12 protein-coding genes are annotated in these 12749 nt (G+C 41.1%); 5 read left to right on the plus strand and 7 right to left on the minus strand.

Going from position 1 to position 12749, the window contains the following annotated elements; all coding sequences use genetic code 11:
* The first annotated feature begins 307 nt into the window (after window positions 1-307).
* Window positions 308-1402 carry a ketoacyl-ACP synthase III gene (locus CHJ_RS20785; protein ID WP_171755159.1) on the plus strand — a complete coding sequence of 365 codons (1095 nt, stop codon included), beginning with the start codon at window positions 308-310 and terminating at the stop codon, window positions 1400-1402.
* 129 nt (window positions 1403-1531) lie between these two features.
* Here the strand turns inward: CHJ_RS20785 and CHJ_RS20790 are convergent, their stop codons facing one another.
* From CHJ_RS20790 to CHJ_RS20810, 5 genes are all read right to left on the minus strand, one after another.
* Window positions 1532-2953 carry a DUF1501 domain-containing protein gene (locus CHJ_RS20790; RefSeq protein WP_317918876.1) on the minus strand — a complete coding sequence of 474 codons (1422 nt, stop codon included), beginning with the start codon at window positions 2951-2953 and terminating at the stop codon, window positions 1532-1534.
* Window positions 2954-2955: 2 nt separating this feature from the next.
* Window positions 2956-4728 (minus strand): DUF1800 family protein, encoded by a 1773-nt coding sequence (locus CHJ_RS20795; protein WP_317918877.1) that lies wholly within the window; start codon window positions 4726-4728, stop codon window positions 2956-2958.
* A gap of 158 nt (window positions 4729-4886) precedes the next feature.
* Window positions 4887-5222, minus strand: coding sequence for an SMR family transporter (locus tag CHJ_RS20800; protein ID WP_171755162.1), 336 nt, complete (start codon window positions 5220-5222; stop codon window positions 4887-4889).
* A gap of 2 nt (window positions 5223-5224) precedes the next feature.
* Window positions 5225-5737 (minus strand): GyrI-like domain-containing protein, encoded by a 513-nt coding sequence (locus CHJ_RS20805; protein ID WP_317919224.1) that lies wholly within the window; start codon window positions 5735-5737, stop codon window positions 5225-5227.
* Entirely contained in the window at window positions 5635-6075 is a 441-nt protein-coding gene (locus CHJ_RS20810) for a hypothetical protein (protein ID WP_317918878.1), read from the minus strand. Before CHJ_RS20810 ends, CHJ_RS20805 begins: the two co-directional genes overlap by 103 nt.
* Before the next feature lie 137 nt (window positions 6076-6212).
* Here CHJ_RS20810 and CHJ_RS20815 point away from each other — a divergent pair, with 137 nt between their 5' ends.
* The 3 genes from CHJ_RS20815 (at window position 6213) to CHJ_RS20825 (ending at window position 10773) form a co-directional block, all read left to right on the plus strand.
* Window positions 6213-6830, plus strand: coding sequence for a DsbA family protein (locus tag CHJ_RS20815; RefSeq protein WP_317918879.1), 618 nt, complete (start codon window positions 6213-6215; stop codon window positions 6828-6830).
* Window positions 6831-7059: 229 nt separating this feature from the next.
* Window positions 7060-8610, plus strand: coding sequence for a PAS domain-containing methyl-accepting chemotaxis protein (locus CHJ_RS20820; protein ID WP_317918880.1), 1551 nt, complete (start codon window positions 7060-7062; stop codon window positions 8608-8610).
* A gap of 273 nt (window positions 8611-8883) precedes the next feature.
* Window positions 8884-10773, plus strand: coding sequence for an HD domain-containing phosphohydrolase (locus tag CHJ_RS20825; protein WP_317918881.1), 1890 nt, complete (start codon window positions 8884-8886; stop codon window positions 10771-10773).
* 7 nt (window positions 10774-10780) lie between these two features.
* Here the strand turns inward: CHJ_RS20825 and sigZ are convergent, their stop codons facing one another.
* Window positions 10781-11323, minus strand: coding sequence for an RNA polymerase sigma factor SigZ (gene sigZ / locus CHJ_RS20830; RefSeq protein ID WP_317918882.1), 543 nt, complete (start codon window positions 11321-11323; stop codon window positions 10781-10783).
* A gap of 76 nt (window positions 11324-11399) precedes the next feature.
* Window positions 11400-12095, minus strand: coding sequence for a glutathione S-transferase family protein (locus tag CHJ_RS20835; protein WP_317918883.1), 696 nt, complete (start codon window positions 12093-12095; stop codon window positions 11400-11402).
* 190 nt (window positions 12096-12285) lie between these two features.
* Between CHJ_RS20835 and CHJ_RS20840 the strand changes: the two genes are divergently transcribed.
* Window positions 12286-12717: a DUF3010 family protein gene (locus tag CHJ_RS20840; protein ID WP_317918884.1), complete on the plus strand. Its 432-nt coding sequence runs from the start codon at window positions 12286-12288 to the stop codon at window positions 12715-12717.
* Window positions 12718-12749 lie beyond the last annotated feature (32 nt).

Here is a 12749-nt window from a genome sequence, read left to right on the forward strand (position 1 = left end):
AGTCCGCTGGTTACATCGACCCTACGTTGCTTGTTTTTTATACTGGTGAACCTAACTGGCTGAGCAAAATCGTTTCTGCTCTTACCTGAATGCTTATATCAGCGTATACTCAAGTGACCTCAAGGTGCTACATCAACATGCCCATTTCTGCGTCAGATAATCTTGAAAGGGAATGCCATTCCTTCCATTATCTTTTTTGAACTGAACGTGTTGATGTTGCTCTGAGTCCTGCATCTTGAGGTCATTTGAGTATATAATCATGAACAGAATATGTTTATAAATATAAATTTTACAGTTGAGGAATGGGATGAGTAACTATTTTGCAGAGATAACAGGCTGGGGCAAATGTTTGCCTCCTGCGACGTTGTCTAACGATGACTTGAGTACCTTTATGGAAACGTCCGATGAATGGATTCGTACTCGTACTGGTATTGAAAATCGTCGTATTAGCCATGTTGATACATCCGATCTCGCGACAATAGCCGCAAAACATGCCATAGCATGTGCCGGTATTGAAGCTAAAGACCTTGATATTATCATTATTGCGACCTGTTCTGCTGACTCGTTAATTCCGAACATTGCTTCAAAAGTGCAACAGAATTTGCAAGCAAGTAAAGCCGCTGCATTTGATTTGAATGCCGCTTGTACTGGCTTTGTGTATGGTTTGGAAACGGCAACAAGGCTTATTCAAGCTGGAAGTTACAAACATGCGCTGGTGGTTGGTGCTGAGCATTTATCTTTCTTTATTGATTGGTCAGCTCGCGATACTGCGGTACTGTTTGGTGACGGTGCGGGAGCGGCAGTATTAAGCAGAACAGAGCAGAAAGTCGGTCTGCAACAGGCGCAACTTGGCTGTGACTCTGATGGTCGCGACATCCTTTCTGTGCCTAAGTTTGGTACCTGTATGGAACGTTTTGCAGCGGATAATGGTCATTTTGATTTTAACTTTGAAGGCCGAGACATATTTAAACGCGCGGTTAAAGGAATGGGAACCGCTGCGAGAAGTGTTCTAAAGAGAGCAGAACTCACCACAGAAGATATCGATATACTGATTCCTCATCAAGCTAACTTACGTATTATCCAGACATTGGCAGATCTGGCTGGCATTGATCAATCTAAAGCGTTTGTAAATATTCAACACTATGGCAATACGTCTGCAGCAACGGTTCCAATCGCAATTTGTGAAGCGTTAGAGCAGGGCAGAGTGAAACCTGGCGATAATGTACTTCTTGCTGCATTTGGTGCCGGATTAACCTGGGGTGCGGGATTACTGAAGTGGGGTGAGCGAGTTACGCCAATTAACACTAGCGATGCTCAATTACCGCCTTGTGATAAAACAGCACTAGAGCTCATTGAAGAGCATAAAAACCAATGCTTAAATAAACCAGAAAAGACCAGTTAAACTGGTTGAATCCGTTTGGTTTCATCACATAATGTGTTGTCGCAAAGAAAAGCCGCTTTTAAAAGCGGCTTTTTTGATATTTACTGACTCTCTGAATCACTTTCTATGCAAAAACATATCGTTAATATCTTAACTCTGTTTAATCAATTGATTAAGGTTGTGCTGTTTTGAGCTGGATGAGAAGTTGCTTAAGTTTGGAAACAGTGAGTTTAAGTCCGAGTTATTAACTCCAAACCAAGTTGCCAGCTGGGCGTAGATCTGCTCTATTGGCGTGGTTGGAATTAAAACGCCATCTCCAACATCTAGAGGGTTTCTGTCGCCAAGAACGAGTGATGGGTAGTCGCCGTATATTTTGCCGCCATTCACTTTTTCACCCATGATTAACGTATTTCCACCCCAACCATGATCGGTGCCATTACCGTTAGATGTTAGAGTTCGTCCGAAATCTGAACCCGTAAAGGTAATGACGTTTTGGTCGACCTCTAACTCCTTGAGAGATTGCTGAAACTCCCCTAACGCACGGCTGACTACTTGCAACATTGTGTGATGGTTTTTTAACAGCTCATCGTGGTGATCCCAGCCGATATAGCGTAAGAAAAATGTCTGTTGCTGGTGGCCCAGTTTATCCGCCGCTTTTATGGATGTCGCGACTTGGCGCAGTTGCTGAGAAAGCATGTGCTGGGAAAACGAAGTGGTGATCTCAACTTCTTTTGTGGCATCTTTATATCGCTGATGCTGCGCTTGAGCCTGTTTAGTGATTGATAGGTAGCTCTGTTTAAAAGGATCATTTTTGTAATCCCAGTTGAGGGAGGATTCAAAACTGTCTAGCAATACTTGGTTTAAAGGTGAAGGAGTTTCGTTGACAACTAAACCAACGCTACCTTGGTCGTTAATTGTGTAGCAAGAAGCATCAATACCGTTTTGCATGATGTTGTTTCCTGCTAACGATATTCCCATAGGCACCTGCTTTAGAGCCTTATTTTTCTGTATGGTATCTGCTATGTAACCAAACCATCCTCGGTTGGTTCTCGCATCTGCAATGCCAGATTGCCAATGTTTAAACTGATCCGCATGGGACATTAGTCCCAATGGCAATGCTACTTGATTCGCTTTAAAGGTGGCTTTGGTTGTCGGTTCGACTAATGGACCGGTATTGGCAACAAACGCTAAAGTACCATTTTCAAACAACGCTTTAACTTCTGGCATAGCGTGGTGTACGGCAAACTGTCGACCTTGTGCGTCTTTATAACCATCAAGTGGCAAAAGTTGTTGCTTGGTTAAGGCTAGGTTACTGCGCGTCTGTTTGTAATCGGCATAGTCGTTAGCGCTATGTGGGACCAGCATATTGAAACTGTCGTTACCCCCGTCAAGCATGATGAACACCAACGCTTTGTTATGTTTAGCTATCGGCTTCAGTTTTGGCGTTTTCGTCTCGTTTGTTACGCTGCTATTGGGAGCCGAATAGCTAGGTGCGATACCGGATAACATCAGAGCCGTACCGGCCGATGTTGCTTTGATAAAACGGCGGCGAGAGAGTGAGTTTTTATCCATGACTATGCCTCCAACACGGTAAATTCAGCGGAAATTGACAACATAAACAAAATGGTTTGTACCACCCATTCCGGTTTGTCGGCATAAGCGGCAAAGGCCTGCTTAATTTTGCCTTTTGTAGCAATGTTTGATTGGCCAACCAACAGTACACTCAGTGTCTCAATTAATTGGTCATGCTTCTCTTGCTCTTTTGCCATTTCTATATAGCTACTCAAGTCGAGTTTTAGTCGGTTTTCGCTGTTTTTCTGCAGGGTTTCGATATCGAGCTCTGGAACGTTGAGTATGCCTTGTTGCTGACTAATTTCTGTAGTGACTACCGGAAGGTAGTCGGCAAAAAACCAGTAATACATTAAATTTACATAGGCGATGGATGTGGCAGAGTTATGCAGCTCAAATTCTGGAGCAACTAAGCCCAGTTCTTCGATAGGGCCATGTGGAGTAAAATGAGCATTATAGAAGTTAAAGACCGTAGGGGATGACAACGGGTGCTGGTTTAGTTGGTGCTGAATATCATCGCCAGTTAACCATAAACGTTTTGAGGGATTGTCGACATTTAATGCTCTAAGCAACTGAGTAATACGCAGCACCGGAGATTTCAGTTTCTGTGATTGCACTTGAGTCTGTTTCTCTCTTCGAGCAGAGAGAAAACGTGTTTTGCCCACTGGGTTGTTTAACGGAAAAAGTAAGATCTCTTTGATAACGGCTTTTAAATCGCCCTTTTCACCAAACTTACTTGCTACGGAGGCAACATATTCGGCGCTAGGATTTGAGGTAACCAGTTGATTAATTAACTTTCGCGCTATAAATGGTGCTGCGCTAGGATGAGAAACCAGCTTGTTAACAACCTGACGAATCTCTTGTTTTCCCAACTGGTTAGCTTTGATCTTAATGTGCCCTTGTAACAATGTTTTTGCACCTTGGTCATGATAGTTTTCGTCTACTACCATAGGTTTTGTCATCTCGACAAAAGGAACCGTTTTATAGGTTTTATCTATGCCATCGTCGAAGCCTACCTGATAGCCGTTAAATTCGTCGCTCCAAAATGAGTTATTCCATTCAAACTGATAGCTATCCGCTGTAATACCGGTGAAAACTCGTGCCAGTTGTTTAATGTCTTGATTATCGTATGTCGCGATGGGTTGATTATTGCTGTCTAGCTTACGGCTGCCGTCTTGATTTAACTGGTACAAACCGATAGAAAATAACTGCATGATCTCTCGGGCGTAGTTCTCATCGGGATGAATCGCTGCTGCTGGCCGCGCTTTTTGATTGTTCATATGCGACAGGTAAACACCCATGCAAGGATGCAGAGAGACATCATAGAGGAGATCGGTATAGTTACCGAAAGCGTGTTTATATAATAGGTCGTAGTAACTGGCCATTCCTACCGCGTCTAATTCTAACGACGAGTTATCGGAAATGACCAAAATTTCGCTAAGTGCTAGCGCGACACGTTGACGCAGTAAGTTGTGATCACTTGTCAGTGTAGTTTGCCACCACGCCATGTGAAAATACCACTTATAGGGAAGCGCAGGGTTGTTTCCATCACCGTTGATTGCTGACTCGCCATGTTTTTTAATTAAGTCTGCTTTAAACTGCGTCCAAATCTCTTCGGTAGCACGTTGATAAGTGGCTAATTCAGATAGTGGACGGTCGAGCTCATTATTCAACCATTGAACAATGCCCGACTTGGATACAGATTCGATTAACTTCTGATCTGCCCCTAAGGTCGACTGGGCGAGAAATCGGCTTATGTTTGCATGATGACGTTGCATAGTTCTCTGTTGCTCCCGGTTTTATGTGGATTGTTGGTATTACTGGTTAATATTCGCTGACGTCAGTATTTAGTTTAGGAAATCTGAGCCTGTTGTCGTTGCTAACTGCTTTTGTTGCTAGTTGCTATTGTTGTTAAGTACTATTGCTGCTAAGTACTTTATTGATTGGTACTGGTTATACAGATGCCTACTATTCCCACTGTCGTGACTGCGATGGAGAGCGTTCTCCAGATGGTCACTTGCTCCTTAAATAGCACCATAGCGATGATGGCAACCGCTGGAATGGCGATTCCGAGCCAGAGGGCGAACAAGCTACTTAAGTCGAAGTTAGCCATTGCGCGACCGAGCATCCAAATAGCGATGACAGAACAGAGCCACATAGCTAATCCTAAGTAGCTACTAGGTGGCGCTTTGGTGCTCATTTGTAGAAGCACAATGGAAGCGACTAAAAATATTTCTGAGATGACAAAATGTGTCCAGCCAGCTGGGAACATAGTTATAATTCCTTATGTTGAATAGAGATGAGCAGTTGTGCGCTACCGATACGGTCAATGGTGCTACTGCTAGGGTAAATCTCCATATCATAATTGTAGGACCGATTGAGATTTAGGCTTGGCAACTGCTGCCAAGCATCGTGGGCAATATGAGAAAAATCGCCATTTAATTGGAATGATGCATAGCTCTGCGAAGGGACGGTCAGTGGCTTAAAATCTGAAGCCAAATCATTAAACTCGCTAACTTTGTGGCCAATAAATAGAGATATGGTTCCCTTAGCGTGTTGCGAATAGTCGCTGTAGATAAGATAAATATCATCAGATATCTTATTGTTGATGGCAAAGCGGTGTTTATTTGCTGTAAATGTTTTCCATGCTTTAGCTAAAGACAGTTGGGTTTCGGATTCACTGTTTATGGCGATGGTAGCAAAGTGACCAACAAACAGTTGGCGTTTAGCTTTTTTGATGACGTACTGAGCCGCCGGTTTTTTGTCTGTTCGGCTTGTGCTGCCAATGTACTTTTAGCCTGTATCTCGCGCTTGTCTGTTTGATCTTCATTCGCCAACTCTTCTTTCGATGGCACAGTTGAAGAGCTTGATGTTTTCGTTATTTCCGATGCTTCTCTTACGTCTCTGGTAAGGTTTTTGGCACCGTCTTTAGCCTTAGGCTCTGTTTCTGAGCTGAGTTGTTGATTGTTTTTTGAGGTCTCTGCCTGATCGGGAAAAAAACGGCTTTCTATTCGCTGTTTCGCTAGGCTAAAAGGGTGGCGTTCAGACCATGTAGAAAAAACCATATTAACCACAATAATCAAGCTGGCAGTTAGGACTAAAATGGAGATTGGCAATCGGTTCATAATATAAGCAACATAGTAAAAGCAGTAATAGGATGATCAGTCAATCTAAGCTATGGTTATGTAAGATCTTGTCGCTAGAGTACGGGGACTAAGGTAAAGTTTTGGTTAACGAGAATCGAATGGAGAGAGACCACGCAATGACAAATAAACAGACTTTATACTATGTCTATGATCCTATGTGTTCATGGTGTTGGGGATTTAAGCCAGTGTGGCAGAAAATTCAGCAAGCCATCGCTGATAGCCATAATGTTGTGTATGTGGTTGGCGGGTTAGCGGCAGATAGCGATGAAGTTATGCCTGTTGCTATGCAGCAACAAATAGCGGGGTATTGGAAAAAAATAGAGACCTTGCTTGGAACCGAATTCAATTACGACTTTTGGTCATCAAACTCTCCTCGTCGTTCAACCTATCCAGCATGTCGAGCCATACTCAGCGCTCGCTCTCAAGGAGCCGAGCAGGCAATGAAAAATGCCATTCAGCGGGCTTATTATTTACAAGCAAGAAACCCAAGTGATGATGATGTGTTGTTAGCTATCGCTGAGGAGATTGGGTTAGATGGCGACCAATTTGCCGCTGATTTTTTTGCCGAAAGTACTCAGGCATCTTTATTGGATGAGATTGCTTTTGCACGCTCAATTGGTGGCAACAGTTTTCCATCACTATTTTTGCGTACAGAGCAGAAGACAGTCGAGCTGAGTATAGATTATCAGGATGCCGATGCTGTGCTGAGACAACTTAAAGCTTATGCGAGTTAAAATGCTTTGATTGTTGGATGAAATATCTGGATAAAGAGCGCGTTCTCATAATCTTAGAGACTAGTGTCACAAAGAAGTTACTTGTATATATATAAGGATATCAATTAGTTCTATTGTAATACTAGTTGCTTATTTTAATGCGATTCTACAAATTGAAACGACCCTGATTTTGTTATCTATATTGTCGTTTTCTCGCATGTGTAAGCCGAACTTTTTTTACAGGAGTTAGATGTCGATGACGGATGAAAGAGTCAAGTTTTCTGAAAATGATAGCCTTATTTCAACCACTACTGCCGATAGCCATATCACCTATTGCAATGAAGATTTTTGCCAGATTGCAGGTTATCAGCAAGAAGAACTATTAGATAAACCACATAACGTTATTCGCCATGATGATATGCCCAAGGCGGCATTTGGTCAGCTTTGGCAGTATATCCAGTCTGGCAATAGCTGGATGGGCATAGTTAAAAACAAGTGCAAAAACAGTGGGCACTATTGGGTTTCGGCGTTTGTTACTCCTATTATGGGTAAAGATGGCAAAATCTTTGAATATCAGTCTGTCAGAACTCAACCAAGTGATGAGCAGATCTCTCGTGCAGCTGCACTTTATCAGCGTCTCAAAAAAGGCGATGTTACGATTCGTCGTATTCCGTGGCTTAAAATTATCCTATCTTTATCGGTTGCTCAGATAGTGTTTATTGCCTTGTTAGCCTCAGGTTTCTTATCCAATTACTTAGTTACAGGTGCACTGTTTGTCACTGGTATCGCGCAATTCATCTCAATATTAAAGCTTAATAGCCGTGTTTCATCAGTGAATCGATTAGCTGAGAGCCACTATGATAATCCGTTAATGGAACAGCCATACACCGGACACTGTGATGATGTGTCCAAAGTTGAGTTGGCGATGATGATGAAAAAAGCTGAGCTTAGAGCGGTTACCGCTAGAGCGAATGAGACTTCAGATGGCTTACTAGTGGCTGCGAAGGAAGAGTTTGCAAATAGCCAAGCAATAGACTCAGAGTTAAACGAACAGGACGTGGCAATTGATGCGATGGCGGCATCTGCGGAGCAAATGCTAGGATCCATTAATGAAGTCGCGGAGCAGGCTAAGCAGAGTTCTGAATTTGCGTTAAATGCTCAAAAACAGGCCGATGTCGCGGTGAACACCATTGATGATGCAGTGCTTAATGTTCAATCGTTAAGTGAGCAGTTGGAGCACTCTAAAACGGCGATTAACCAACTTTATGCTGACGTGGATGGTATTGAATCAATTCTTTCTATGATACAGGGCATTGCTGAGCAAACTAATTTGTTGGCGCTGAATGCGGCAATTGAAGCAGCAAGAGCAGGAGAGCACGGTAGAGGGTTTGCAGTGGTAGCGGATGAAGTAAGAGCCTTATCTGCTAAGACAACGTCTTCTATAGAAGAGATCCGCTCAAATATTGAAACACTACAACTGACGGTAAACAAAGCGGGTTCCACTATGGAAAAAGGCATAGAAGCGTCAGTGTATAGCGTAGATAAATCGCAACAGAGTAAAGAAGCATTTCAAACGATCGTTGATGCGTTAGTGAGTATTGGTACACAAAGCGGCAACACCTCCACGGCTATTGTCGAGCAGGTACAAGTAACACAAACCATGACAGAACATGTTTCTAGAATGAAGGAAGCAAACGACACCAATAGAAACTTATCTAATAGTTCTTTAGGGAGAACCAAAGAGCTTGTGGGTAGTTTGGAAAGCTTGCAACGACTGGTCACACAGTTTAGCCACTCTTAGTGGCCTGCAAGTTAATCGACTCGTTTTATGCCGTGTCGTTGGCGAACGCCTTAATTAACAAAAATATTAATAGCATTTACGTAAATAATATAGTCAAATTGGTTTAACTAAATTTGCTTGACTATAATTTTATCGACGGACATAGGCTTAACAGCCGTTCGTCGTGGTGCATTACGAGTGAAGTTGATATTCATTGTTAATAATGTGGTTGAGTTTTAATCATTAAAGCGATACGCCAATTGTTTCATTTGGTATAAGAGGCGATTATATTTTATGCTTGATCATAAACAGCGATATTTAAATAAATTCTTTTCATTAACTCTGTTTATATGGCTGTTTTTTATACCTTTATCTTATGCGGAAAATACAGTTTTACTCTCTGAAAGTGAAAAAGAGTGGATTGAAAAGCATCCCGTTGTTTATTTCAGTGAAAGCCCTTGGGCACCATTGTCGATTGTTAAAGGAGACAAGTTTTCTGGCATACTGGCAGATTATCTAACTGAAATCAGTTTAAGCACAGGTATAAATTTTCAATTTGTACCAGCGATGTCGTGGCCTGAAACACTAAAAAAGTTTAGAGACAATGATGTTTACATCATTCCAGGAGCGGGTAACTCCATTTATGAACAAAGTTTAGGCATGATGAGTCAATCATTTTTGCGGTTTCCTCTCGCCATTGTCACCCGAGACGATGCAGACTACGTTGATAGCTTAGCAACATTATCTGAAGAGGTCGTCACAGTACCCAAGGCTTTTACCAGTCACCAATTTTTGAAACAAAATTACCCGCATTTGCAGGTGATTTTAACGGATACTATTGAAGAGTCGATGGCGTTAGTGAGTTCGGGAAAAGCCGATATTTTTCTTTCTCATATTTCTGTGGCGATTTATAACATCAATAGCCGGTTTACAAATCTTAAAATATCAGGTTTTGCAGAGTTTGAATTTCAACATCATATGTTGATACAAAATGATATGCGCCCATTAGTCTCGATAGTGAATAAAGCGCTCAACAATATTACTGAAAATAAAAAACGTGAAATATATGATGCATGGGTAAAGGTAGAAGTAAAAACCGAAGTGGATTATCGCATCGTTTACATTATTGTCGCCATTAGTGCGGCGGTTATTATTACGATATTTATATTTAGTTGGCGACTTAAATATCTGGTAAGAGAAAGAACAAAGAAATTAAATAAGCTATTAAAACTCTATTCTAATAATGTTATTGCCTCTGAATCAGATAAAAAAGGTAAAATTCGCTATGTTAGCAACGCTTTGTGTGAGATCTCCGGTTATAAAGAGAGTGAGCTATTAAAGGTAAAATATAACCTAGCTCGTCATCCCGATACGAGTAATTCCTTTTATGAGAAAATATGGAATACCATTAATAGTGGTAAAGCGTGGGCAGGGGAGATAAAAAAACGTAGAAAGAACGGCACAGATTATTGGGTTTACGAAGTTATTCATCCAGAGTTTGACATTAATAATAACATTACCGGCTTCAATTCGATTGAACAGGACATCACCGCCCACAAAGAGGTTGAGAGCTTAAGCCATGAAATAGAAGAGACTCAGCGGGAAGTGGTATTTACCATGGGAGCGATCGGCGAAACGCGTTCTAAAGAAACCGGTAATCATGTTAAGCGTGTGGCAGAGTACTCTAAGTTACTGGCTGTGCATTATGGCCTGAGTGAGCAAGATGCAGAGATAGTTAAGCAGGCAAGCCCAATGCATGATATTGGTAAAGTAGCGATTCCCGATAGCATACTCAATAAACCCGGAAAGCTTAATGAAGAAGAGTTTGAAATAATGAAAACTCACGCTGAGATTGGTTATCAAATGCTTAAATCATCAAATAGACCGATATTAAAAGCGGCTGCATTGATTGCCCATCAACATCATGAAAAATATGATGGTAGTGGTTATCCAGCAGGATTAAAGGGCGAACAAATTCATATATATGGCCGGATTATTGCGTTGGCAGATGTGTTTGACGCTTTAGGTAGTGATCGAGTGTATAAAAAAGCGTGGGGAGACTCAGATATTTTTGCATTATTGACGGCTCAAAAAGGCAAACATTTTGATCCACAGCTTATCGATATATTCTTTCAACACTTATCCGATTTTATCGAAGTAAGAGAGAAGTTTCGGGATGTATAAATAGCCATTAACAACCGGAACAACGGTCTTTTTTGCTTTGGTAATCGATGATACTGCCTTGTTTATCAATAGAGAAGGTGCAACATTCATTATATAAATCATACAGTTTGGCACGACTTTTTTGTACTCTAGACTTCAGTGTTGAATAGTTTATCCCTAATTTCTGTGCGTACTGTTTTTGACTTAAGCCTTCTATTTCAATCGCGGTTAATAACTCCGCATCCTCTTTAGCTAACTCATTAATAAATGGAACAATGCACATTGATAGTTGTTGATTAACTTTAGGCTCGCTGTCGTGGTACCAAAGCTCCTTGTCCGTTATATCCGGTTGTTTGTTCTTTTTACGGTTGAAGTCAATAATGGTGTTTTTGGCGATTTGAAATAACCAAGATTTGACCTTTTTACTGTCATGTACTTTAGATAAATTCTGGTAGGTTTTAATCAGAATGTCTTGTAGAAGGTCATCTATATCATCAGGATCAGACACGTTGTTGTGCAGGAAGCCTTTAAGGCTGTTCTGATATTCTGACCAAACTTTTTCTACATTCACAATCGCTTACTCGTCAATATTCAATTTAAATTGGTGATAGATAGGTAAAGCGCTCGTTAGAGCGCTTGTCAAAAAATTAGTTGCAACAGTTGCTCGAACCACATGCGGAAGGTTGAACATCTTTCCCTTGTTTAAGATAAGTATTGGTCAAATAAAAGTCTGAAAACTTTTCTATAAAATCTGAGGAAACCGACCTATCTGCTAGCCCTGTATCTAGAAGATTTTGCTGCCAAGTTTGAGCATTAGGCAAACCACACAAAAAGTCAAAACCAGTGTGTTGTTTTACGATAGCGGCACGGTGCAATAATGGTAACCAAGCAATATCAACATTGCTTATTACGTCAGATTTAAAGAACATTGAGTCATTGGTAAGTTGTTTCTCTACTTTTTCAAACACTGTTCTAAGTTTCGTTTCTCGCTGTTGGAAAGTGTCTTTATCCTTGCTACTCATTGTTCCACACTGCGGCAGATAATTTTTTGACCCAAAATAGCTCCACGCTCTATCTATGGCGCGTTGTTCGTTGGAAACCCTTTGCTCTAATGGGCCATATTCATCTTCGATATATTCAATAATCGCATCAGACTCAAACAAAACAGTACCATTTTCCGTCGTTACAATAGGTACTTGGCCATTAGGTGATATCTCGAGAAACCATTGTGGCTTGTCTTTTAGGTTTATGTATTCAATTTGATAAGGAAGATTTTTGGCTTCAAGAGCAGCCGTGACACGTTGAACAAATGGGCATATTTTAAAGCTTATTACTTTTAACATCTTTCTCTCTCTTTTTAAGGGTGGCTTTGTTTACACTAGTAAGACGAATCAAGGGAAAAAAAGACGAACAAATATCGAAAAATATTTGAATATCTGGCATTAAACTAAAATGGACTTAGCCATTTCTTATGCTGGTACTACGCTGTAACGGATCGTATAATCCTCGGTTACTCAAAGATAAGGTAATGTTATGAAAATTTGTGGTGTTGAAATAAGTGGTAATGATGCAATTGTAAGTTTGCTCCAACTGTCTGATGGGGTATTTACCATTCTTGACTGCCGAGTAGCTAAGGTTTCTATAGGCAACGCAAACGACACTCAAAATATGAGAGACTTTCAGTTTTCTTTTGCTAAATTGATGCAAGATTACCAGATCAACAAAGTGGTGATTCGTCAACGTCAGACAAAAGGGAAATTTGCTGGTGGTGCGGTTGGTTTTAAGTTGGAAGCGGCTATCCAATTAATAGACGATCTATCAGTGGAAGTCATTCCTGCAACTGAAACCAAAGAAGGTTTGAAAAAGAACCCACTCGCGGTACCTTTTAAAGAGACAGGTTTAAAACAGTACCAAGAACCTGCTTTCCTTGTCGGTTATGCGCACATCATGAGTTCTAAGCACTAATGCCAACATAGAAAAGGAGCACCTAAATGCTC

The sequence above is a fragment of the Vibrio sp. MACH09 genome (assembly GCF_033238805.1).
In the GTDB taxonomy this organism is placed as follows: Bacteria; Pseudomonadota; Gammaproteobacteria; order Enterobacterales; family Vibrionaceae; genus Vibrio.